Source organism: Flavobacterium branchiophilum NBRC 15030 = ATCC 35035, from assembly GCF_002217205.1.
GTDB classification, from domain to species: domain Bacteria; phylum Bacteroidota; class Bacteroidia; order Flavobacteriales; family Flavobacteriaceae; genus Flavobacterium; species Flavobacterium branchiophilum.
Window position 1 is genome coordinate 1 of the sequence record NZ_MUGT01000024.1, and the last position, 24,194, is coordinate 24,194.

A 24,194-nucleotide genomic window follows, 5' to 3' on the forward strand; every position below is an offset into this window, starting at 1 on the left:
CTAAGTAAGTAACTCGAATTTTATATTAAAATATTTGATTTATCAATATCAATTTTAGGTATAATTTTATTTTCATTCTTGATTCCGTTTATATATATTATAAATTTGTTTGCAAATAAAGGCCCTTTGTTTTATTCTCAAGAAAGAGTAGGCAAAAACGGTAAATTATTTAAAATATTCAAACTGCGTAGCATGGTTACCAATGCAGAAAAGCATGGAGCTGTTTTTGCAGCTTCAAATGATGCTAGAATTACACCTTTTGGAAAAATTTTAAGAAAAACACGTTTGGATGAATTACCACAATTTTTTAATATATTAGTTGGTGATATGAGTTTTATTGGTCCTAGACCAGAGCGTCAAGTATTTGTGGATCAAATTTTAGAAATCATGCCTTTTTATAGCACCAGGCACATTATTAAACCTGGTTTGACTGGTTGGGCTCAAGTTAATTATTCTTATGGAGACAAATTAGAGGATAGTCTTGTAAAACTTCAATATGATTTGTATTATATCAAACACCGAAGTATTTATTTAGATATCAATATTATTCTAAAAACTTTGAGCACCGTTTTGTATTACAGAGGGCAGTAAAACAGACTTTTGTTGTTTGTAAAGCATTATCAATGTTGTAATTATTATTGGTAAAATCATTATTAAATAAGCTTTGTTTAATAATATAATAATGTATATGCCAATGAAAGCATAGCAAATATTTAATAGTAATTTAAAATATGTACCTTTTAGGTGTTTTAAATAAAATAATATTAAGTATAATGGATTAAAAAGTAATATATTGTAATTTAAACTAACTTCTTGATGGTTGGAGTAAAAACTAACAAAAAGCAATACAAAACCTATAATTCCCATTAATATAATATATAAATTATTGATTATTTTATTATTTAATACAGTCATTAATAATAATAATAATAATGACAAGAAATAAATGTTATTCCACAATGGATTGTCATCATTTGTAAGGTGTTTTACATTTAAAACTTTAGTGCTTTCGACTAATTTTTTTTGATGGATAGTTGTATTTTCAAGTTGTTCCATTAATTCTTTTGGAAGAAAAAGCTTAGAAGCCGTTTGATCTGTTTTGGCTCCAAAAAGAATATTGATGCCTAAATTTTCAAAAAAATGATTGTTTAGATAGCTGTATAAAATACTTCTGTAGGAAATTGTGTTGTTTAATGTTTTATGAATGACATTTTTTCCTATAATACTATTAATTTTATCTAAAACCATTGTTGTACAATTACGATCTATAAATTTATAAGTATAAAATCGTTCATCAGTATATAAGGACATACTTATTTGTTCAAATATTTGTTGTTTTTGATTTGTATTTAATACCAAAGTTTGTTCAAAAACATCTCTATTGGTTTCAACATATTCCGAAATAAAATCCTGATAGGTATTACTTGCAACAAAATATTTTAAATCTCCTTTTACAAATTTTAAATAAAAATAATCGGTATTAAAATCAAAATAGCCATAATTAAATACAATATCTAATTGGTTTTGTGGGTCTAAAAATCGAATAGCTGTGTGGCCATAAATACTGTATAATTCATTACCACTACCACAAGTTAAAACACTAACCTTGGCATCATCAGATAATTTGATACATTGTGATTGACTTCTGTGTATCGCAAAAATAATTATAAAAAAAGCAAATAAAAAATGTAATTTTCCTTTCATTATGTAAAAAAAATAGTTTATCTAAATATACTTAAATCAACTTTAACTGAAAAAATATTAGAGTACAATGCTGCACTTTGATTACCTAAATCAGTTAAAGCATAATCTACTTGAATGCCTTTATACTTAAAACCCAATCCAAAATTTGGTTGAAAACTTAATTTTTGAGTTTTATCTAATTGAGTAATATTTTGAAAATTACCAACACCAATTCTTAAAAAAGCCAAATCGTTATACCCTCCTTCAAAACCTAAAGCTGGATCGATACTTACAATATTGCTAGATATTAAATCATTTGTTTTGGCAAATTGCATATTCAATTGGGCCGCTGCAAGCAAACTAAAATCACTATGAAAATCTATTTTTTTAGACACTCCAAATTGTGCTCTAGGCAATGTGATTTCGGTATTTTCTGGCAATTCTTGATTTTGTCCACTGATTGCATCCTTAATTGTTTCAAAATTTTCTTGATTGATATTCCAAATGTTATAAGTTGTTGAAATGTCTCTAAGCATCAAACCAAATTTCCAATCATTGCGTTGGAATTGTATGCCAAAATCAAAACCAAAGCCCCACGAATTGGCAAAATTACCTATTATTCTATGAATAATTCTCGAATTGATACCATATTGTAATCCCTGAACTTGCAAGTTTCTGGCATAAGAAAAGGTAAAGCCATAATCTGCTGCCGAAAATAAGCTGACCCTGTTATAATCTATATTACCTTGATTATCAATTAATTGTGTGGTATTTAAAATATTATCTACACCAAACCGAATGGCAGAAATCCCCCAAGCACTGTTTTTGTCAATTGGAGCTGCATAGGCCATAAAATCGTATTGAGCAATATTAGCAAAATAACTGGCGTGCATCAGGCTCATTTGTTTGTCTTCTAAATTCATCAAACCAGCTGGATTCCAGTAAGTTGCATTAACATCCTGAACGCTAGACACAACAGCGTTTGACATGCCTAAAGCAGCAGCATCTACTCCAATATTCATAAAATCGTTAGAATATTTTCTAACAACCTGACTTTGAATACTTAAGCTAAATAAAAATATGATAAATAAAATAATTTTTTTCAAAATAAAATAGTTTTTGCAAATATCCGTTAAAAATCTCTAATAAAAAACGTTGATGTCTATAACTTATTATATAAATTTGTAAACTTTTAAAACAAAATCCAAATATAATGAATTTCAAAAAACATATCCCAAATAGTATTACATTATTAAATCTTTTTTGCGGTTGTTTAGCCATAGTTTTTGTGGCAAACAAGCAGTTTGACATGGGATTTTATATGATTTGTTTAGGCATTTTTTTTGATTTTTTTGATGGCTATTTTGCTCGTATGTTCAACGTTTCGGGGCCATTAGGCTTGCAACTTGATTCATTGGCAGATATGGTTACAAGTGGAGTATCGCCTGGTTTTATGATGTTTTTTTTAATAAAAAACAGCATTTCCGATCCATTTTTGATGATTTTTTTACCCTATTTTGGTTTTATAATCACTTTAGGAGCTTGTTTTCGGTTGGCCAAATTCAATATAGATACTCGCCAGTCCGATTCGTTTATTGGTTTGCCAACTCCTGCAAATACTTTGTTCATTATGAGTTTGCCATTTGTTATCAATCATTATCAAGATGCCATTTGGTTGAATTATTTGTTTAATACTTGGACATTAATTGGTATTTCAATCGTAAGTGCTTATATTATGAATGCTGAAATTCCATTGTTTTCATTGAAAATTAAAAATTTCAGTTTGAAAAAATATAAACTTCAAATTATTTTTGTTTGCATTGCATTGATATTGTTTATTGTATTGCTAGAAATTGCTGTGCCACTTATAATTTTAATGTATGTATTGCTTTCAATTTTCGATAATGCTTTTAATTTTAGTAAATAATTGGGGTATATGGCTAAAACAATTCGAAAATCTTCGGTTCGAAAGCGTGTTACAAGAAAAAAAAATAACCATTTTAGATTTGCATTTGTATTTATTATAATATTATCCTGTTTTTATTTTGGATACAAATACAAAACTTTACTTTATAATTTGTGGAATGAAGAAGAAATATCTTTAAAAGACAAATCTGTAAACGCTAAAAATGAATGGATTTTAAAGAAAAATAAAGATCATGTTGTAGGTATTGATGTTTCTCATTATCAAGGAACTATTCGTTGGGACAGGGTTTCTACTGTAAATGAAGTTTATAAAATTGGATTTGTGTTTATTAGAGCTACAACAGGAAACGATGGCGTAGATGCCAAATATTTTTATAATTGGAGCCAAGCCAAAAAACATCGTTTTATTAGAGGGGCTTATCATTATTATAGACCAAACGAAAATTCTATTGAACAAGCCAATTTATTTATTAAAAATGTCAAACTTCAAAAAGGTGATTTGCCTCCTGTTTTAGATATTGAAAAACTACCAAAACAACAATCTATCGATAGTTTGAAGGTGGGACTTAGACGATGGCTCGAAAAAATAGAGGCCCATTATCAAGTGAAACCCATTATTTATTCTGGTGAAAATTATTATAATAATTTTTTGAAAGACGAATTTGATGATTATCCTTTTTGGATTGCTAATTATAACATTACAACTGCAACAATAAATGACGATTGGCTCTTTTGGCAATTTACTGAAAAAGCAAAAATTCGAGGAATAAAATCCAAAGTTGATGTTAATATTTTTAACGGTACCCCAAAAATGTTACAATATTATACAATAAACAATTAAAAAAAAACCAACATCAATTTGTTGGTTTTTTTTAGTATATAATTTTAGTTAGCTACTTCACTGATGAATTTAATTCGCATCAACCGCAGTTCTTCTAAATCATAATCACCATCAAATTCCTTTAAGGCATCTTCAATGTTATCTGATTCTGATTCCATAAAAAATTCATGAATTTCTTCTTGTTGGTCTTCATCCAAAAGCTCATCTATCCAATATTTAATATTTAATTTGGTACCAGAATTTACAATTTGCTCCATTTCTTTCAATAAAGCATCCATCGAAAGCCCTTTTGAAGCAGCAATATCGTCTAGTGGCAGTTTTCTGTCAATATTTTGAATGATGTATAATTTATTTGCAGAATTAACCCCCGTCGATTTTACAACTAAATCATCTGGTCTGGTAATATCATGTTCTTCTACATATTTACTTATTAAATCAACAAAAGCACTGCCATATTTTTTTGCTTTACCTTCGCCAACACCATGAATATTGCTTAATTCCGATAAAGTGATGGGATATTTTAAGGCCATATCTTCCAACGAAGGATCTTGAAATACAACAAAAGGAGGTAAACCTAATTTTTTGGCTACTTTTTTTCTTAAATCACGAAGCATCAGCATCAAGGCTTCATCTGCAGTACCTGTTGATTTTGAAGCAGTTACAATAGCATCGTCTTCGGTTTGATTGTATTCATGATCTTCTGACATCATAAACGAATGAGGATTTTTTATAAAATCTAATCCTTTGTCCGTAATTTTTACTATACCATAAGTTTCAATATCTTTAGACAACATCCCTTCAACCAGCACCTGACGTAGCAAAGCCATCCAGTATTTTTCATCTTTATTAGCACCAGTTCCAAAAAATGGTTGAGCATCTGTTCTATGGGCTTTGATCATGGCGTTGATTCTGCCAATTAATGTAAATACAATCTCTTTTGATTTGTATAAATGTTTGGTATCTCTTACAATTTCAAGCAGCTTCACTACTTCTTTTTGTGCTTCTACTTTTACTTTTGGGTTCCGTACATTGTCGTCCATTTCGGCACCTTCGCCATTTTCGCTATCAAATTCCTCTCCAAAATAGTGCAACAAAAATTTTCGTCTAGACATCGATGTTTCGGCATAAGCCACTACTTCTTGTAACAATGCAAACCCAATTTCTTGTTCTGCAACGGGTTTTCCTGTCAAGAATTTTTCCAGTTTTTCTACATCTTTATATGAATAATAGGCTAAACAATGCCCTTCGCCACCATCTCGTCCGCCTCTACCAGTTTCTTGATAATAACTTTCTAATGATTTTGGAATGTCGTGATGTATAACAAATCGCACGTCTGGTTTGTCTATACCCATACCAAAAGCAATGGTGGCTACTACAACTTCAACATCTTCCATCAAAAACATGTCTTGATGTTTGGCCCTTGTTTTAGCATCTAATCCCGCATGATAAGGCACGGCACTAATACCATTTACTTTTAAAACTTCGGCAATTGATTCTACTTTTTTGCGACTCAAACAATAAATAATACCTGATTTTCCTTTATTTTGTTTGATAAATCGAATAATATCAGATTCAATATTTTTAGTTTTTGTTCGCACTTCATAAAACAAATTGGGTCTGTTAAATGAAGCCTTAAAGGTTTTCGCATCTGGCATATCCAAGTTTTTCAAAATATCTTCTTGAACTTTTGGTGTTGCTGTGGCGGTCAATCCTATAATAGGTACATCACTTAACTGTTTGATGATGTTTTTCAAATTACGGTATTCTGGTCTAAAGTCGTGTCCCCATTCCGAGATGCAATGTGCTTCGTCAATAGCCACAAATGAAAGTGGCACGGTTTGCAAAAAACTGACATACTCTTCTTTGGTTAAAGATTCTGGAGCAACATATAATAATTTAGTTTTTCCAGCAACAATATCGCTTTTTACTTGTGCTATTTCTGTTTTGTTTAATGATGAGTTCAACACATGTGCCACGCCCACCTCCGATGATAAACTTCGGATAGCATCTACTTGATTTTTCATCAAAGCGATTAATGGTGATACTACAATGGCTGTGCCTTCAAGCATTAAAGCGGGTAACTGATAGCATAACGATTTTCCGCCACCTGTTGGCATGATAACAAAGGTATTGTTTTTTGCCAACAAACTTCTGATAACTTGTTCTTGTAGTCCTTTGAACTGACTAAAGCCAAAATATTTTTTTAATTCCTTATGGATGTCAATTTCGTTCGAATTCATTCTTTTTTAATAGTATTTTACATAAATTTGCACCATATAAAGATACAACAAACTTTTTAATTACACAAATTAAATTTCAATACAATTTTGAAAAATATAGAAAACATTTTAAAATCGGCTAAAGAAACCATCATTTCTGAAAGCCTTTCTGTTGCCAAACTAGCTGATTTACTTGATGATAGCTTTGCAAATGCTGTTCAACTTATTTTTAATTGCCCTCATAGAATTATTGTTACAGGGATTGGAAAAAGTGCTATTATTGCCCAAAAAATCGTTGCAACTTTCAATTCTACGGGTACTCCCGCCATGTTTTTACATGCTTCTGAAGCCATTCATGGCGATTTGGGAATGCTTCAAAAAGGCGATGTAGTGATTTGTATTTCAAAATCGGGCAATAGCCCCGAAATAAAAGTACTTGTACCTTTGCTCAAAAGATTTGGAAATCAATTGATTGCTATAACTGGAAATATGAGTTCTTTTCTTTCAAAAGAATCAAATTATGTATTGAATACAACTGTTGATTCAGAATCTTGTCCGAATAATTTAGCACCAACAAACAGTACAACCGCACAACTTGTAATGGGCGATGCACTAGCTGTAGCTTTGATGCATTTAAGACAATTTTCTGCCGAAGATTTTGCCATTTACCATCCTGGTGGAGCTTTGGGCAAAAAATTATTACTCAAAGTAAAAGACATGCTTCAAAATGCTCTAAAACCAGCTGTTGCTCCTGATGACAGCATTAAAAAAGTCATTTTTGAAATTTCCGAAAAAAGACTTGGTGTAACAGCAGTAGTATCTGATAATCAAGTTGTTGGTATTATTACTGATGGCGATTTGAGACGTATGCTCAATAACCGCGACACTTTTGCAGATCTAAAAGCTCAAGATATCATGACACAAAACCCCAAAATGATCCAAGTAAATGACATGGTTATTGATGCTTTTCATATATTAGAAAACAATGCCATTACTCAGCTTGTAGTTGCAGACGGAACATCCTACCAAGGAATTTTACACTTACATGATATTTTAAAAGAAGGCATAATATAATGGAAAAAGAATTAAAAGAAATGTCATTTTTAGACCATCTCGAAGATTTAAGATGGCTATTAATTAGAATTACAATTGCAGTTATTGTAATAGCATGTTTGTCCTATTTTATTATTGATTTTATATTTGAAGATGTTATATTTGCTCCAATTCGTACGGATTTTATTACCTATAAATTGTTTTGCGAATTAACTACTTATCTACATACAGACGATGGTGGCATGTGCGTAACAGAAATGCCATTTATCATTCAAAGCACTGATATGGGAGGGCAGTTTTCTGTATTTATTTGGACTTGTATAACTTGTGGTTTTATTTTGGGTTTTCCATATATATTGTGGGAAATTTGGAAATTTATAAGCCCTGCTTTGTACAAAAACGAAAAGAAAAATGCGATTCTATTTATAACAACCTCTTCTATTTTGTTTTTTATTGGCGTTCTATTTGGCTATTTCTTAATATTACCACTTTCTGTACAATTTTTTGGGGCTTTCAATGTAAGTAAAGTAATTCAAAACGAATTCAATTTAGACAATTATATGGGCATGGTCAAAACATCTGTAATTTCATGCGGACTCATTTTTGAATTGCCAATAATCATTTATTTCCTTACAAAATTAGGATTGGTAACCGCCGCAAGCCTCAGAGAATACAGACGCTATGCCATTGTCATCATACTTATTGTAGCCGCAATTATCACGCCACCCGATATTTTAAGTCAAATTATAGTATCCATTCCGCTTCTGGTTTTATATGAAGCAAGTATATTAATAGCCATTATGGTCAATAAAAAACAACAAAATGTCTGATTTAGTAAAAGAATTTAATGATTATCGTTCAAAAATGAACGACAAATTATTAGCAGATGACAACAAAGTCATCAAACGAATTTTTAATTTGGATACCAATACCTATGCAGAAGGAGCCTTGGATGTAAAAACCAAAGAACTACTGGGACTAGTAGCTTCAACAGTATTGCGTTGTGACGATTGTATCAAATACCACCTAGAAACAGCTTATAATCAAGGGGTTACAAAACAAGAAATGATGGAAACCATGAGTGTAGCAACATTAGTTGGCGGTACTATTGTAATCCCTCACTTACGACGTGCGTACGAATTTTGGGAAGCTCTCGAACAACAATCCTAAAAACCTATTTTCTTAAAACAAAGTTAATAATGCTACATGCAGTTGTTTTTTTAACTTGCTTTGCAAATCCAAACACCTAAATCAATTTTAGGATTAATTTATTTTCAAAATGATATTAAGAGCCGATAATTTAATCAAAACATACAAAGGTCGAAACGTCGTAAAAGGCATTTCTGTATCAGTCAATCAAGGCGAAATTGTTGGACTTTTGGGGCCAAATGGTGCCGGAAAAACCACCTCTTTCTACATGATTGTAGGACTTGTAAAACCCAATTCTGGCAATATTTTTCTTGATAATCAGGAAATTACCAATTTCCCCATGTACAAACGTGCCCAATGCGGAATAGGATATTTAGCCCAAGAAGCTTCTGTATTTAGAAAATTAAGTATAGAAGATAATATTTTGAGCGTTTTACAACTAACCCAATTAACTAAAGCCCAACAAGAAGCCAAAATGGAAAGCCTTATAGACGAATTTAGTTTGCAACATATTCGTACAAACAGAGGCGATTTGCTTTCTGGAGGCGAAAGACGTAGAACCGAAATTGCCCGTTGCTTAGCCACCGACCCCAAATTTATCCTATTGGACGAACCATTTGCAGGCGTAGATCCTGTTGCCGTAGAAGACATTCAACGCATTGTTGCACAGCTCAAAAACAAAAATATTGGTATTTTGATCACAGATCACAACGTTCAAGAAACACTTGCTATTACAGATAAAACTTATTTAATGTTTGAAGGCGGAATTCTCAAAGCTGGTACTCCAGAAGAACTGGTTGAGGACGAAATGGTAAGAAGAGTGTATTTAGGTCAAAATTTTGAACTTAGAAAAAAGAAATTAGAGTTTTAATAAATAAAAGTTTAGTAATAAAATGATAAAAACAGTAATTTTTGATATGGACGGGGTAATTGTAGATACAGAACCCGTACACCATGCTGCCTATTACCAACATTTTGAACAATTACAAATCCATGTTCCTCACGAAGTATATACCACATTTACTGGCAATTCTACTAAAAATGTTTATGAAAAACTAATACAATTGTATGATTTGAAAGAAAATGTTCGGGAACTTGTTCAAAAAAAACGTGAAATTTTCAACAACGCTTTCGACCAAAAAGAAGACTTACAGCTACTCGATGGTGTACTAAATCTCATCCAAAACTTACATCAAAACCAATACCAACTCGTTTTAGCCTCGTCGGCAGCCAAAGTAACTATTCAGAGAGTTTTTAATAGATTTGGTTTAAATAAATATTTTTCTCATATAGTTTCAGGCGAAGATTTCCAAAATTCCAAACCAAATCCAGCTATTTTCCTACATGCCGCTCAATTAGCCCAAACACCAATTCAAAATTGCATCATCATCGAAGACAGTACCAACGGCATCAAAGCCTCAAATGCAGCTGGAATTTATTGCATTGGCTACAAAAGTCCCAATTCAAAAAAACAAGATTACACCTTAGCCAACAAAATTATCCAACATTTTGACGAATTAACTTTGGATGTAATTAAAAATATTAACACACATTCCAACATTTGAAGCACTATCTTTTGGCTTTTTCACCAATGTTCCGTTCCCGCTGTTCGCTATATCTTTTGTTTTTTAAAGAAAAAAACAAAAGGATGCCGCTTCCATCGGGGCTAGAATCGATTGGTCATTCTTTTGACTCTGATTCAATTTCCAATACAAAACAAGCTTTATTTTCTTTAATAATTTGAAAAAAATAAGATTCATTATTACAAATTTCTATCGAAAATTGATCACCCCATACAAGTTCACGCATAAAATTCATATCAAATCGGGTTATTTTTTGATCTAATATTTCATTAGGAGGCAGCAAATCCATACACCATTCCAGGTATTTGACATTATTTACATGATTTACCAAATCTAAATCTGAAAGCACTACTTTTTTTGATGTAATTTCTGCAATATCATCAGGCAAATGTATCTTTTTTACCCTCTCTAGAGTGCCAAACGCATTTGGAAACAACTCAAAATGAGAATATGGCAATACCAACGCCTCTGGCCTACGAGTTGTAGTATTCAAAACCGCCCAAAACGTTTCAGCTCCAACTAACTTTACTCCCCCAACATACACCTCCAATGCCCTCACCGACCTTGAATTTTCTAACGAAACGATCCATGTTTTTACAGTTACTTCATCTTTCCATTTTGGCAATGCCGTTATTTCTACACACATTCTACTCAAAACCCACGCCTGTTGATGCACCTGCATGTCGCTAAAACTAATTCCCCCAATTTCAGAGTGGGCCGCAGCCGTAAGTTGCAGCAAATGACACAAATCAGTATATTTCAAATACCCATTTGGAGCACATTGGGCAAAATTAATTTCCCATTTTTTACAATAAACGGAAGTAAATTCTTTTGATATTGGCATTTTGTTCTTATTTTATTTGTAAATTGATATGCTCAATAATATTTTTAGTACTTGTTAAATAATCAAACCAATGTACATCATCCATTTTTTTAAACCATGTCAGTTGTCTTTTTGAAAATCGTCTGGTATTTTTTTTAATTTCCTCAATTGCAAATTCACGACTAATTTTGCCTTCAAAAAAATCAAAAAACTCTTTATAACCAACGGTTTGCAAAGCATTAAGTGATTGATATTCATGTAGTTGTAATGCTTCTGCTTCTAATCCAGCACCCACCATCAAATCTACTCTTTGATTGATTCTGTCGTACAAAACAGAGCGTTCAGCCTCTAATCCAATAACGATACTTTCAAATGCTCTTTGGGTTGCCTTCCGATTCAAAAAACTCGAATATGATTGCCCTGTACCTAAACAAACTTCTACAAATCGCATCATTCGTTGCGGATTTTGCAAAGTTTGTGGGTTTTCAGTCTTTATTTTTTCATAATATTCAAAATCCAAAATTTGTAACTGTTCCACTAAATAACCAATGCCATATAGTCCAAACGCCATTTTTACTTTTTCTCGAACCGTATTTGGAATTTCAGGAAAAGCGTCAAAGCCATTTAAAATTGCCGATACATACAATCCAGAACCCCCAACTACAATGACATAATCATCTGTTTTGTGTAGCGATGTTATAAGATTTATAGCTTCCTTTTCATAATCACCTACAGTATATTTTTCAAAAATTGATTTATTTTGAATAAAATAATGTTCCACTGCATCTAATTCTTCTTTGCTAGGTACAGCTGTTCCAATGGTCATTTCTTTATAAAATTGCCTACTATCACATGATATAATCTTACAATTGTAAAACTGTGCCAATTGTATGGCCAAGGCTGTTTTGCCAATTGCTGTTGGACCTACTATTACCAAAATTTTTTTCACTTTTTTTGATTTTTGCTAAAAAGATACTATTTTTATTTGACTGTTTTTTTTGATATAATTTTGAATAATTTGCTTGGTATCTCTATTATTTTGCATAGGTATTAAGATATTTTTTAATATATCAATATTTATTATTTGATGATTCAAATCATAATACGTATAGCCTTTGTATATCCCGTTTTCAATCAATACAGCACTTCGTTCGCTTACCTTTCTGCCTTTGTCTATTATAATCATATTTTGATTCTCAAAACTATATGCAGTTACAAAGTCTTGCACTCTTGTATTGTATTCATTTGCAGTAACTTTGCCAATACAAGCACCGTCACATTCTTTAATTTTATATTGAAAACATTCTTTTTGCGTCTCATAAAGCCCAGTAAATTTCTGACATAATTTAAATTGTGCCGTAATTCTAAATAAAGCATCTTTTCCTTCTTGCAAACTCGAATAGGCTTTAATTTCTCGCTTTCTGCCGTCTGTTTTTTGTAACTTTAATTCATTATATCCGTCTTTATTTTTTTCAATATAAATAGCCCAATTAAAAATAGTTTTACGTTGTGCTCTATTATATATCGGTTTATTTATTTTTATTTCTTCACTTTCTTTTAATAAAGCAATAAGTTCGCTGCCCGTTTCTTGAAAAGAGACATTCCTAATTTCATGTTGTATTTTTTTAGCTTTATTACTCGTTCCTGTTAAGTGTTGGTGTACTCTTTTTTTTATATTTTTACTTTTGCCAATATACATGATACTAGCATCTTGTCTGTGCAAATAATATACGCCAGTTTTGGAAGGTAAGGTTTCTATAAGGTCTAAATATTGTGGGGCAAGCCCTTTTATGATTTCTGTTTTGATTAATTCTTTTAAAATTATTTTTTCTAAATCCTTGTCCAACAGCATTTTAAATAATTTTACAGTAGCCATAGCATCTCCAGATGCCCGATGCCTATCGGCCATTGGAATACCCAATGCCCTAACTAATTTGCCTAAACTATGGGAGGGTTGCTCTGGTAATAATTTTTTTGCAAGTTCTACTGTACACAATGTTTTGGCTTTGAAATCAAATCCTAATCTTTTAAATTCTGTACGTAAAATTCTATAATCAAAACTGGCATTATGGGCTACTATAATGCAACCCTCGGTTATTTCGATGATTCGTTTAGCGACCTCAAAAAATTTTGGTGCCCCTCGTAACATCGAATTGTTGATGCCCGTTAGTTTTACAACAAATGGTTGAATTGGTATTTGTGGATTCACCAAACTAATGAATTGATCTACAATTTCATGCCCATCAAATTTATAAATGGCAATTTCAGTAATTCCTTCTTCGTTAAATTGTCCACCGGTGGTTTCTATATCTATAATTGCGTACATCTTTTAATCTAAGTATCCAAAAAATTAAAACTATCAATAAGATTTATTATAGATTTTTTAGATTTTTTCATTTTTTTAATTTCTTGTTCCAAAAATACTGCTTCCGATGCGAACCATGTTGCTGCCATTTTCAATTGCAATTTGATAATCGCCCGACATACCCATGGAAAGTGTTTCTAATTTTAAGTTAGCAGCTTGCAATTTACAATATTTATCGAAAATAGCTTTCAAATATAAAAATTCTTTTTTAATTTGCATTTGATTTTCAGTAAAAGTAGCCATTCCCATGAAGCCAACAATTTTGATGTTTTTCAAATTTTTGAATTCCTCAGAATTGAAAATGGTATTTAATTCGTTTTCATCCAAACCAAATTTAGATTCTTCTTCGGCAATATACACTTGAAGTAAACAATCAATTATCCGATTGTTTTTTTCGGCTTGTTTATTGATTTCTTGTAGCAATTTCAAACTATCCACTCCGTGAATTAATGCCACAAAAGGGGCAATATTTTTTACTTTTCTGGATTGCAAATGACCAATAAAATGCCATTGCACATCAAGAGGCATTTGAGGTTGTTTTTCTACTACTTCTTGGACATAATTTTCGCCAAAAATGCGTTGTCCAGCATTGTAAGCCTCCATCAAATCAGCTAAAGGTTTGGTTTTTGAAACGGCTACCAATGTAACCTGAGGTGGCAGTTGGGATTTTATGTTATTGAGATTTTGGGTTATTGGCATTTTAATTTTTTTACTGTTTTCAAAATGGAAATTATTCCTAATTCAATTTTGTCTTTTTTTATTATATGTTTTTTTAACCTGCGAAGTTTTCAGAACCTTGTTGGGTTTAATTTAAGTTATAATTATTTGACCATTTTTTTATAAATTTATACAAATTGTTTTAAAATCCATTTTTTTAAATATTTTGAAAAAAAATACTAAAGTGCTTTATCAAAAAAGAATAAATTTATTTTACGTTTACTTCATGATTTTTTCCTTAAATCATTATAACAATCTCCTTTGAAACAAAAAAATACATTTTTAAATGTTTTGGAAATTGTCATTATTTAGCATTTTACACCTACAAGGTTTTGGAAACCTTGCAGGAAAGAATTAATTTAAAAATTGTTTAGAAACTTTTTCTGCTTTTTTACTTTCAGCATAATCATAAAATCCTTCACCAGATTTTACGCCCAATTTTCCTGCCATAACCATATTTACTAGAAGTGGGCAAGGGGCATATTTTGGATTTTTGAAGCCATCATACATCACATTTAATATGGAAAGGCAAACATCAAGCCCAATAAAATCAGCTAATTGCAAAGGTCCCATTGGGTGTGCCATTCCTAATTTCATTACCGTATCAATTTCTTGAACACCAGCAACACCATGAAATAATGTTTCGATGGATTCGTTAATCATGGGCATTAAAATTCGGTTTGCAACAAATCCTGGGTAATCATTTACTTCCGTTGGTGTTTTTCCTAATTTTACCGATAAATCCATGATAATTTTTGTAACTTCATCCGAAGTAGAATAGCCACGAATAATTTCAACCAATTTCATAATCGGCACCGGATTCATAAAGTGCATTCCAATTACCCGTTCAGGATGAACTACTTGCGCAGCAATTTGGGTTATGGAAATAGATGACGTGTTGGTTGCTAAAATTACATTATGATCGCAAACCTCGCTCAATTGCTTGAAAATATTGAGTTTTAAGGTTACATTTTCGGTAGCTGCTTCCACTACTAAATCACACCCCACCACACCATCTTTGATGTCAGTGTAAGTGATAATGTTCCCAATGGTTTTGTGTTTGTCGTCTTCAGTAATGGTTCCTTTTGTTACCATTCTATCCAGGTTTGAGGCAATAGTTGCCATACCTTTTTCTAAAGATTTTTCAGAAATATCGATTAATTTAACGGTAAACCCGCTTTGTGCAAAGGTGTGAGCAATTCCGTTGCCCATGGTTCCTGCGCCTATTACTGCAATTTGTTTCATAAAAAGCCCCCTAACCCCCAAAGGGGGAATTCCTACTAGGGGTGAGTAGGGATTAGTTTGTTTTTAATTTATTTTGTCTAATTTTTTGATAATAAATTTATAATTTTCAATTAATATTGAAAATGAAATTATGATTATGGTTTTCCCTATATCATTTTCGAAAACGTTATTAAGTAGCATATATATAATTTAATAATTTATATCTGTCAAATAATAATCTGATACTTTCAAAAATTAAAATAAAAGCAAATGCAAAACCGCTATATATAAATGTACCTTTAATTACTTCTAATTTATTTTCTTCATTATAAAATAAAAACCCAAAGTATTTTAAAATTGAGATTAGGATAATTAGTAAAATATACTTTTTTGAAAGTATTAATATAAATTCTTTTCTATCCATATCTATTTAATATTTGAATAAAATAAATTTTAGATGATTTTACTTTGTTTTTCAATTCCCCCTTCGGGGGTTAGGGGGCTTATTTTTCGTTCATCGAATCAATAATCATATACGCCACTCTTAATGCTTCCGTTCCATCTTCTAAGGTTACGATTGGAGTTGTATCATTCACAATTGCATCAGCAAAGGTTTCCAATTCATCCAAAATAGCATTATTTTGATGTATTTCAGGATTAGAAAAATAAATTTGTTTTTTAACACCTTCCGCATTTTGCAAAATCATATCAAAATCGCCAGGCACTTCAGGAGCATCTTTCATTTTAACAACTTCGCATTTTTTTTCTAAAAAATCAACAGAAATATAGGCATCTTTTTGAAAAAAACGAGATTTTCTCATGTTTTTTAATGAAATACGGCTTGCAGTAATATTAGCAACACAGCCATTTTCAAATTCAAGTCGGGCATTGGCAATGTCGGGTGTTTCCGAAATAACGGAAACGCCACTTGCACTAACATTTTTGATTTTAGACTTTACAACACTCAAAATGGCATCAATATCATGAATCATCAAATCCAAAACAACTGGTACATCGGTGCCTCGAGGATTGAACTCGGCCAACCGATGGGCCTCAATAAACATTGGGTTTTCAATCATATTTTTGGTTGCAATAAAAGCAGGATTAAACCTTTCTACATGACCTACCTGCCCTTTTACACCAAACGCTTTGGCCAATGCCATTATTTCTTCAGCTTCAGAAACCGAATTTGAAATGGGTTTTTCTATAAAAACATGCTTGCCAGATTTAACGCTTACTTTTGCACACTTATAATGTGATAATGTTGGTGTAACAATATCAATCACATCCACAGCATGAATTAATGTAGCAATGGTTTTAAAATTTTTATAACCAAATTCTTTAGCAATTTTTTCTGCATTGTCTTGGTTTTCGTCATAAAAACCTACTAATTCGTATTTTTCAGATTGAGCCAATAATCGTAAATGTATTTTTCCAAGATGACCCGCACCCAAAACGCCTACTTTTAACATGATAAATGTATTTTCAACAAAAATAGCAAATAATTTAAAATTAAAAAATCTATTCACATGAAATTTTAAGTAATTAAAAATTAATATCCAATATTGACTTTTGTTTTTTCTTTACTAATTTTACAAAAAATAAAAAAACACGTTTTGAAAGATACTGCCAAACATCAAGGACTTCGTAATCAGTTAGTAGCACAATTAATAGAAAAAGGAATTAAAGACAAAAATGTGTTGGAGGCCATTAGAAAAATCCCTCGACATTTGTTTTTAAATTCAAGCTTTGAAGATTTTGCCTATCAAGATAAGGCATTTCCTATATTATCAGGTCAAACAATATCTCAACCCTATACCGTGGCCTTTCAAAGTCAATTGTTAAATATTAAAAAAGACGATAAAATTCTTGAAATTGGCACAGGTTCTGGCTATCAAACCTCTGTTTTATGTACAATGGGAGCCAAAGTATATAGTGTGGAACGGCAAAAAGAACTTTTTAAACAAACCTCTATTTTTTTACCAAAAATAGGCATAAGACCCAAACATCTATCCTTTGGCGATGGCTATAAAGGGTTAGAAACGCATGCCCCCTTTGATGGAATTATTGTTACAGCTGGTGCTCCAATACTTCCAAAACCCTTATTGACTCAACTCAAAATAGGGGGGAGGCTCGTGATTCCGCTGGGCGAAAACGATCAAATCATGACTTTGTTCATTCGAATTAGCGAAACCCAATTTGAAAAACAAGAGTTTGGAAATTTTAGATTTGTACCACTTTTAGAAAATAAAAATTGATAATTATTTTTTTATAAAAATGTATCAAAAATTTAAATTATTTTTACTAATTGTTTTTTGAATTAGCCAATAATTTTCAAATACCTTTCAAGAGATTCTTTTTCTGTTTGTGCTATAAATTTTATAAATTCATTTTTATTATCAGTGGTTTGAGCCTTTTCTAGAGCGTTATAATATTGCATTCGAGTATCATAATCGCCTTTAATGTTGGCAATTACATACCCATTTTGAAGCAAAATTAAATTCATTGCCAATCTTGATGTTCTTCCATTGCCATCTATAAACGGATGAATACTTACAATTTTTTCATGAACTTCTGCCGCTAAAACCACTGGATGTAATTTGTTTTTTTGACTTTGAAACCAAATAAAAAAATCTTCCATTTGTTTTGCAACAAGAAAAGGTTGAGGCGGAGTGTGCGAACTACCTTTTATCATTACTTGTAAATTCCGGTATTTTCCTGCATCTTCTGGCATAATACCTCTCAAAATGAGGTTATGAAGGGTCAACAACTCCCTTTCATTAAGTGTTGTATTTTTATCCATCATATATTTAATGTAACCAATTGCTTCTTGATGGTTTATGGCTTCTAAATGCTCTCTCATTGACTTGCCAGAAATTGTAAGTCCTTCATTTACAACCAAATCGGTTTCTCTTAATGTAAATGTGTTTCCTTCAATTCTATTGCTCTCAAAAGTGTATTCTAGTTCCAAGGCTTCAACAATTTTAAAACTATCTAAATGTCTTTTTTGATTTAATTTGTTTTTTAACGAATCTATTGATTCTAAAAGACTTATGATGTGTTCTGACAAATGATTTTCTGAAGTTGTTTTGTATGTAAGCATTTCTTCTCTTACAAGATTTATAGCTTTTGTAGCTAATGTGTCATAACCAATTTCGTCATAAATTTTCTCTTTGAGCCATGCCACCATTAATATTTCAAAATCTATCTCTAAAATCAATGACAACTTCATGATTTGTTCTTTTGTTGGTTTTCGAGTACCATTTTCAAATTTGCTAATTAGCGATTGATCAACTGCTAATGCATGTGCTAATTCTCTGGTTTTGAGCTGTTTTTGTAATCTAGCATTTTTAATTAGGGTTTTCATTTTATGACAATTTTTTTCATGACAAATTTAGGCATTTTTTTTCGTAAAAAAAAACTTTTTTTTAAAAGTTTTTTTTGATTCTGTCCAAGTCTCGTTTAGTGTCTTGTTCTTTCAAAGATTCTCGTTTGTCGTAAGTTTTTTTCCCTCTACAAAGTCCAATTTCAAGTTTGGCCAATCCTTTTTCGTTGGTAAATAGTTTGAGCGGTATAATTGTCAGTCCTTTAGCTTGTACACTTCGGGATAAAGTTTTTAATTCTCGCTTATTTAATAATAATTTTCTTTCGCTTCGTGCTTTGTGGTTAAATTGATTCCCAAAGGCATATTCTTCTATATAAGTGTTTATTGCAAAAAGTTCTTGTTGATTAAATTCACAAAAACTTTCAGTAATATTGGCCTTTCCTGCTCTTATCGATTTGATTTCTGTGCCTGCCAAAACAATTCCTGCCGTATATTTTTCGATTATTTCATAATCAAAACGGGCTCGTTTGTTTAATATGTTGATGGTTTTCTGTATCATAATTAATCGCAAATGTAATAACTAATGATTGATTTTCCAATATTTTATATAAATTTGCTCATGCAAAATTCAAACAACCCACTTCACGGCATCACACTTCAAAAAATCATCGAATTTTTAGTAGCTCATTACGGATATGAAACATTAGGCAAAAACCTCAAAATGAAATGTTTTATAGAAAATCCAAGCATTAATTCTAGTTTAAAATTTTTAAGAAAAACCGATTGGGCACGGCAAAAAGTAGAAAAATTGTATTTAAAAACTATAAAAAAATAATCTGTTTTACTAAATTCCGCCTAACCTAAATTTGCTGCACAAGTCCCAAAACCTATAACAAAACCAATGACGGCATATAAAATTACCTTGCCCGCTAATTTTCTGCTTGATTCAAAAAACAGCATGATGATGCCTACTACAAAGGCTAATAAGCATACTAATGCTAAAAAACTTCCTAATGTTACTAAAAAACCATTCATTTTATTAAAATATTTATGTAAATATTATTTTTTCAAAAAAATTATAAATTTTTTCGGATTTCATTAATTTTATCATTTCTATAAAACAAATTCATCGTTTCAAATGGCACAATTTTATACCGCTTGTCCACAATATGCACACACGATTTTTTTACTGCTCTTACATCAAAATCAAATGCGTCCATAAAATTCATAATAATAATTCTAAACAAATGATCATATTGCAAATTATTACTTTGTATTTTTGGCAAACAACACATCAAAGCTCCCATTTTTGTTTCGGCACAATCCACAGAAATACCTGTACTAAAAAGTTCAACAAGGTGGGTTTTTAATTCCGTATCATTTTCATAAACAATCGTGTTTTTTGTTGCATTCAATAAATCGTCAGGATTCAGCAAATGAGTCATTGGAAGCAGTGCTTCATCATATTTTAGGGCATATCCCATACACAAGGCATCTGGATTACAAGGAACAGGAATTAAATCCTCGGGAGTAAAAACGGGAAATTGCTCCACAATTTTACGTCTTACTTCCGTTAGCGTGATTCTGGCATTACTGTCGTTATAATGGTCGTTTCTACCAGCTACTTGTGTGGGCTGAAATGTTACTCCTCTAACACATTTTTGTTTGGAGGCATACTCTAAAATGGCCCCAATTTCATCATCGTTTGCCCCTTTTTGAAGGGTAACCACCAGTGTAGTCGAAAGATTGAATCGATTCAAATTGTCAATGGCTTGTTTCCGTATTTGAGTCAAATCTGAACCTCTCATTTTTTCTAATACATTTGCTTTGAAACTATCAAATTGTAAATAAATTTCAAAATCAGGCATATAAGTAGCTAATTTTTCAACAAATGCAACATCTTTTGCAATTCTAATGCCATTTGTATTGAGCATCAAATGTTTAATGGGTTTACTTTTGGCGATATCCAATATTTCAAAAAATTGCGGATGCACTGTGGGCTCTCCCCCCGAAATTTGAACCACATCTGGTTCACCTTCATTGGCTACAACTATGTCTAACATTTTTTCGATTTCCTCCAATGTTCGATGCGAGCCATACATTGGCCCGGAACTTGCATAGCAAGTAGGACAAGACAAGTTGCACCTGTCTGTTACTTCAATTATCGTCAAGCACGAGTGTTGTTCATGATCGGTACAAAGGCCACAATCATAAGGGCAACCATAGTGTACTTTTGTATTAAATTTTAATGGAACTTCAGATTGTTTGTTAAAATTACGAATTTGCTTATAGTAATTAACATCATCTGCAATCATTACTTTGCTATCGCCATGGGATTTGCAATGTTTTAGTAACCAAACTTTTTCATTTTCAAAAACAATTTTTGCATCTACCAGTGTCAAACATTCTGGGCAAAGGCTTTTGGTATAATCATAATATATATAAGGTCTGTTTGGCATAATCTGTTTTTTTTGCTACTTTATCTTGTACAAATATAAGTATTTATTTTAAAATAATATGTTATGCTACTTTTTTTTTCTTAAATAATTTAGGTATTATTTTTGAGATGTTTTAATAAAAAATAATATTTTTGCAAAAAAGGAAATTTAATGTTAAATCTAAAATCTGTTTATGCTACAAGTGTTAATTTTGTAAGGTATTTATTATTTTATTCAGTTATTGGTATTGCAATTGGTTTGGCATCGGGATTATTTTTAGTAAGTTTAAAAAATATTTCCGAGTTTCATTTAACTCATGCTTGGTTAATCTATTTTTTGCCATTTGGTGGTTTATTGATAGGTTTTATTTATGAAAAAAGCAATTCTGAAGTAGCAAAAGGTAATAATTTGATATTAGAATCCTATCAAAAATACCAACACATTCCTATTTTAATGGCACCTATCGTATTGATTACGACACTTTTAACACATTTTTTTGGTGGATCTGCGGGCCGAGAAGGCACTGCTGTTCAAATGGGGGTTTCATTAGCCGATTTTTTGTCAAGTACTTTTAAAATATTCAAAACAAATAAAAAAACAATTATTTTAACAGGAATTGCTTCTGGTTTTGCATCGGTATTTGGCACTCCAATCACTGGGATATTTTTTGCATTTGAATTGGTTTGTTTTTCAAATGTTGCACTTTTGGCTGTTTTGCCCACAATTTATACAGCCTACATCGCCTATTTTACTGTCGAAATTTTAGGCATACACCATACCAATTATACATTGATCAACTTTCCAAATATTGATTTTTATAGTATTTTTTGGACAGTAATTGTAAGTGTAGTATTTGGAATAACCGCTTTGCTATTTTCAAATAACCTCCATTTTTGGAACCATTTTTTCAAAAAAATAATAGCCTTTGCTCCATTTCGACCTTTTGTTGGCGGCTTGGTTTTATTGGGACTTTTTTTAATTTTAGACGTCAAATTCCAAGGTTTAGGAATAGAATACATTCAAAAGGCTTTTGTACAAAAGGCTAATAATCAAGATTTTATATTAAAATTGTTGCTTACAGGACTTACTTTGGGTTCGGGATTTAAGGGCGGAGAAGTTACCCCTTTATTTTTTGTTGGAGCTACATTAGGCAGTTGCCTGTCTGTTTTTGTGCCATTACCACTTTCATTTTTGGCCGCTTTAGGCTTTGTGTCTGTTTTTGCTGGAGCCACACATACTCCAATAGCTTGTAGTATTATGGCTATAGAAATGTTTGGTTTTCCTATAGCCTTTTTTGCTCTTTTATCTTGTTATATTGCTTATTTATTTTCTGGAAAAACAGGAATATATACCTCCCAATTAATATGTAATCAACATTATAAAATCATTAAGAAATAATTTGAATATTATTTTTAATTACTGTTTGTATTTATTTTCTTGTTCTGTTTTTAAATCCTAAAACCAGCAATGTAATCCCTAAAATAAGCAACACACTGTAAATGCCCATTTGATTTCGGCTATAATGTGCTGTTGCAAAACAAATCATACTGCCCAAATACAATTGAATGGAACTAAAATGGGATAAAAATTTCATTTTTATATTATTTATAAGTAAATGATATATTTATATTAAAAATAGTAAATTATTATATTTTATTATAAGCTACTAAAGCGTTTTTAATTACTTCAACTGCTTGAATCAAATCCTCTTGTTTTAAAACATAAGCAATTCTAACTTGTTTTTTGCCCACACCTGGAGTAGCATAAAATCCTGCAGCAGGAGCTATCATAACGGTTTGATTTTTATAATCATAATGCTCTAAAATCCATTGTGCAAACGCATCTGCATCATCAACGGGCAATTCGGCAATACAATAAAAAGCCCCTTTTGGACTTGCTACACGAACTCCGTCTATTTTTTGCAAAGCATTTATCAACGTGTCTCGCCTTTCTTTGTACTCTTTTATTACATTATCAAAATATATTTGTGGTGTATCCAAGGCTGCTTCTGCGGCTATTTGATCTATTGTTGGCGGACTCAAACGGGCTTGTGCAAATTTCATTACGGTAGCCATCAAAGCCTTATTTTTTGAAACAATACAGCCAATTCTTGCTCCACACATGCTATATCTTTTAGACACAGAATCAATCATTATAGCGTTTTGTTCCAAATTGGGAAGGTTCATTACTGATAAATGGGTATCTCCATCGTAAGTAAATTCTCTGTAAACTTCGTCAACTATTAAAAATATATCATGCTTTCGAACCAAATCGCCCAATTGTAATAACTCTTCTTTAGAATACAAATAACCCGTTGGGTTGCCTGGATTGCAAATCAAAATGGCTTTGGTTTTATTTGTTATCAATTGTTCCATTTCCGAAATTGGTGGCAAGGCAAAACCTGTTTCTAAAGTAGAAATTACAGGAACTACTTTTACTCCCATAGTTACTGCATAACTGTTATAATTGGCATAAAATGGTTCTGGAATAATTACTTCGTCCTCGGGGTCCATTATGCTACCCATTGTAAATACCAATGCTTCAGAACCTCCCGTAGAAACAATAATATCGTCGGATTCTACGGGAATATTTATTTTCTTATAAAAATCAGATAATTTATTTCTAAAACTTTCAAAACCTGCCGAAGGACTGTACTCTAACACGTCTAATGTGGTGTTTTTTATCGCATTAATGGCTAATTCTGGGCTCTTAATGTCGGGTTGTCCAATATTCAGATGATATACTTTTTTGCCATTTTTTTTAGCATTTTCAGCATAAGGTGCCAATTTTCTGATTGGCGATTCTGGCATATTTTGTCCTTTTTTTGATATTTTCGGCATGATATTCT

Annotated in this window: 26 protein-coding genes and 1 pseudogene; 11 read left to right on the forward strand and 16 right to left on the reverse strand. The window is 31.5% G+C overall.

All coding sequences use genetic code 11. The annotated features are described in order from the left end of the window. Window positions 1-39: 39 nt before the first annotated feature. Window positions 40-591, forward strand: a pseudogene (locus B0A58_RS03230) (sugar transferase); the annotation flags it as partial. Here the strand turns inward: B0A58_RS03230 and B0A58_RS03235 are convergent. Next, a complete protein-coding gene (locus tag B0A58_RS03235; protein ID WP_089079865.1) occupies window positions 550-1,704 on the reverse strand; it encodes a lipoprotein N-acyltransferase Lnb domain-containing protein in 1,155 nt (384 codons plus the stop codon). The pseudogene B0A58_RS03230 and the gene B0A58_RS03235 overlap by 42 nt on opposite strands. 17 nt (window positions 1,705-1,721) lie before the next feature. Further along, a complete protein-coding gene (locus tag B0A58_RS03240) occupies window positions 1,722-2,789 on the reverse strand; it encodes a putative type IX sorting system protein PorV2 (protein ID WP_444979586.1) in 1,068 nt (355 codons plus the stop codon). Window positions 2,790-2,896: 107 nt separating this feature from the next. Here B0A58_RS03240 and B0A58_RS03245 point away from each other — a divergent pair, with 107 nt between their 5' ends. Both B0A58_RS03245 and B0A58_RS03250 read left to right on the forward strand, forming a co-directional pair. Next, a complete protein-coding gene (locus B0A58_RS03245) occupies window positions 2,897-3,610 on the forward strand; it encodes a CDP-alcohol phosphatidyltransferase family protein (protein ID WP_089079866.1) in 714 nt (237 codons plus the stop codon). A 9-nt stretch (window positions 3,611-3,619) separates the two neighbouring features. Next, window positions 3,620-4,450 carry a glycoside hydrolase family 25 protein gene (locus tag B0A58_RS03250; RefSeq protein WP_089079867.1) on the forward strand — a complete coding sequence of 277 codons (831 nt, stop codon included), beginning with the start codon at window positions 3,620-3,622 and terminating at the stop codon, window positions 4,448-4,450. Between the two features lie 44 nt (window positions 4,451-4,494). On the opposite strand, the gene B0A58_RS03255 is transcribed toward B0A58_RS03250, so the two are convergent. Then, window positions 4,495-6,690, reverse strand: coding sequence for a RecQ family ATP-dependent DNA helicase (locus B0A58_RS03255; protein WP_014084424.1), 2,196 nt, complete (start codon window positions 6,688-6,690; stop codon window positions 4,495-4,497). A gap of 87 nt (window positions 6,691-6,777) precedes the next feature. Here B0A58_RS03255 and B0A58_RS03260 point away from each other — a divergent pair, with 87 nt between their 5' ends. The 5 genes from B0A58_RS03260 to B0A58_RS03280 all read left to right on the forward strand — a co-directional run bounded on the left by B0A58_RS03260 (window position 6,778) and on the right by B0A58_RS03280 (window position 10,436). After that, a complete protein-coding gene (locus B0A58_RS03260) occupies window positions 6,778-7,743 on the forward strand; it encodes a KpsF/GutQ family sugar-phosphate isomerase (RefSeq protein WP_089079868.1) in 966 nt (321 codons plus the stop codon). After that, complete coding sequence (tatC, locus tag B0A58_RS03265; protein WP_014084422.1) at window positions 7,743-8,552, forward strand: twin-arginine translocase subunit TatC; 810 nt, start codon at window positions 7,743-7,745, stop codon at window positions 8,550-8,552. Before B0A58_RS03260 ends, tatC begins: the two co-directional genes overlap by 1 nt. Next, on the forward strand, window positions 8,545-8,892 hold the full coding sequence (locus B0A58_RS03270; protein ID WP_014084421.1) for a carboxymuconolactone decarboxylase family protein: 348 nt from the start codon (window positions 8,545-8,547) through the stop codon (window positions 8,890-8,892). The genes tatC and B0A58_RS03270 overlap by 8 nt, the downstream gene beginning before the upstream one ends. A 109-nt stretch (window positions 8,893-9,001) precedes the next feature. Then, window positions 9,002-9,742, forward strand: a complete 741-nt coding sequence (lptB, locus tag B0A58_RS03275; protein WP_089079869.1) for an LPS export ABC transporter ATP-binding protein — start codon at window positions 9,002-9,004, stop codon at window positions 9,740-9,742. 22 nt (window positions 9,743-9,764) lie between these two features. Beyond that, entirely contained in the window at window positions 9,765-10,436 is a 672-nt protein-coding gene (locus tag B0A58_RS03280; RefSeq protein ID WP_089079870.1) for an HAD family hydrolase, read from the forward strand. Window positions 10,437-10,551: 115 nt separating this feature from the next. On the opposite strand, the gene B0A58_RS03285 is transcribed toward B0A58_RS03280, so the two are convergent. From B0A58_RS03285 to B0A58_RS03315, 7 genes are all read right to left on the reverse strand, one after another. Continuing rightward, window positions 10,552-11,298 carry an acyl-[acyl-carrier-protein] thioesterase gene (locus B0A58_RS03285; protein WP_089079871.1) on the reverse strand — a complete coding sequence of 249 codons (747 nt, stop codon included), beginning with the start codon at window positions 11,296-11,298 and terminating at the stop codon, window positions 10,552-10,554. Window positions 11,299-11,305: 7 nt separating this feature from the next. Continuing rightward, the gene (gene miaA, locus B0A58_RS03290; protein ID WP_089079872.1) at window positions 11,306-12,226 is read right to left on the reverse strand and encodes a tRNA (adenosine(37)-N6)-dimethylallyltransferase MiaA; all 921 of its coding nucleotides are present in this window, start codon (window positions 12,224-12,226) and stop codon (window positions 11,306-11,308) included. Between the two features lie 15 nt (window positions 12,227-12,241). After that, window positions 12,242-13,603, reverse strand: a complete 1,362-nt coding sequence (locus B0A58_RS03295; protein ID WP_089079873.1) for an exonuclease domain-containing protein — start codon at window positions 13,601-13,603, stop codon at window positions 12,242-12,244. A gap of 75 nt (window positions 13,604-13,678) precedes the next feature. Next, on the reverse strand, window positions 13,679-14,341 hold the full coding sequence (locus B0A58_RS03300; RefSeq protein WP_089079874.1) for a YggS family pyridoxal phosphate-dependent enzyme: 663 nt from the start codon (window positions 14,339-14,341) through the stop codon (window positions 13,679-13,681). Between the two features lie 372 nt (window positions 14,342-14,713). Then, window positions 14,714-15,604, reverse strand: a complete 891-nt coding sequence (locus tag B0A58_RS03305) for a 3-hydroxyacyl-CoA dehydrogenase family protein (RefSeq protein ID WP_089079875.1) — start codon at window positions 15,602-15,604, stop codon at window positions 14,714-14,716. Window positions 15,605-15,773: 169 nt separating this feature from the next. After that, complete coding sequence (locus tag B0A58_RS16620) at window positions 15,774-16,007, reverse strand: hypothetical protein (protein WP_089079876.1); 234 nt, start codon at window positions 16,005-16,007, stop codon at window positions 15,774-15,776. Between the two features lie 79 nt (window positions 16,008-16,086). Then, on the reverse strand, window positions 16,087-17,055 hold the full coding sequence (locus B0A58_RS03315; RefSeq protein ID WP_089079895.1) for a Gfo/Idh/MocA family protein: 969 nt from the start codon (window positions 17,053-17,055) through the stop codon (window positions 16,087-16,089). 144 nt (window positions 17,056-17,199) lie between these two features. Between B0A58_RS03315 and B0A58_RS03320 the strand changes: the two genes are divergently transcribed. Then, complete coding sequence (locus B0A58_RS03320) at window positions 17,200-17,841, forward strand: protein-L-isoaspartate(D-aspartate) O-methyltransferase (protein ID WP_089079896.1); 642 nt, start codon at window positions 17,200-17,202, stop codon at window positions 17,839-17,841. A 62-nt stretch (window positions 17,842-17,903) separates the two neighbouring features. On the opposite strand, the gene B0A58_RS03325 is transcribed toward B0A58_RS03320, so the two are convergent. Together B0A58_RS03325 and smpB are read right to left on the reverse strand one after the other, a co-directional pair. Beyond that, window positions 17,904-18,950 (reverse strand): Fic family protein, encoded by a 1,047-nt coding sequence (locus B0A58_RS03325; protein ID WP_089079877.1) that lies wholly within the window; start codon window positions 18,948-18,950, stop codon window positions 17,904-17,906. A 61-nt stretch (window positions 18,951-19,011) separates the two neighbouring features. Next, window positions 19,012-19,464, reverse strand: a complete 453-nt coding sequence (gene smpB / locus B0A58_RS03330; RefSeq protein ID WP_044032519.1) for an SsrA-binding protein SmpB — start codon at window positions 19,462-19,464, stop codon at window positions 19,012-19,014. Between the two features lie 63 nt (window positions 19,465-19,527). On the opposite strand from smpB, the gene B0A58_RS03335 reads away from it, so the two are divergent. Then, on the forward strand, window positions 19,528-19,743 hold the full coding sequence (locus B0A58_RS03335; RefSeq protein ID WP_089079897.1) for a VF530 family protein: 216 nt from the start codon (window positions 19,528-19,530) through the stop codon (window positions 19,741-19,743). 20 nt (window positions 19,744-19,763) lie between these two features. Here the strand turns inward: B0A58_RS03335 and B0A58_RS03340 are convergent, their stop codons facing one another. Further along, the gene (locus B0A58_RS03340; protein WP_089079878.1) at window positions 19,764-19,943 is read right to left on the reverse strand and encodes a hypothetical protein; all 180 of its coding nucleotides are present in this window, start codon (window positions 19,941-19,943) and stop codon (window positions 19,764-19,766) included. Window positions 19,944-19,984: 41 nt separating this feature from the next. Next, the gene (locus B0A58_RS03345) at window positions 19,985-21,367 is read right to left on the reverse strand and encodes a radical SAM protein (protein WP_089079879.1); all 1,383 of its coding nucleotides are present in this window, start codon (window positions 21,365-21,367) and stop codon (window positions 19,985-19,987) included. A gap of 150 nt (window positions 21,368-21,517) precedes the next feature. On the opposite strand from B0A58_RS03345, the gene B0A58_RS03350 reads away from it, so the two are divergent. After that, window positions 21,518-22,744, forward strand: a complete 1,227-nt coding sequence (locus B0A58_RS03350; protein WP_089079880.1) for a chloride channel protein — start codon at window positions 21,518-21,520, stop codon at window positions 22,742-22,744. Window positions 22,745-22,775: 31 nt separating this feature from the next. On the opposite strand, the gene B0A58_RS16375 is transcribed toward B0A58_RS03350, so the two are convergent. Both B0A58_RS16375 and B0A58_RS03355 read right to left on the reverse strand, forming a co-directional pair. Continuing rightward, a complete protein-coding gene (locus B0A58_RS16375; RefSeq protein WP_165766282.1) occupies window positions 22,776-22,940 on the reverse strand; it encodes a hypothetical protein in 165 nt (54 codons plus the stop codon). 52 nt (window positions 22,941-22,992) lie between these two features. Continuing rightward, the gene (locus B0A58_RS03355; protein ID WP_089079881.1) at window positions 22,993-24,186 is read right to left on the reverse strand and encodes a pyridoxal phosphate-dependent aminotransferase; all 1,194 of its coding nucleotides are present in this window, start codon (window positions 24,184-24,186) and stop codon (window positions 22,993-22,995) included. Window positions 24,187-24,194: the final 8 nt, after the last annotated feature.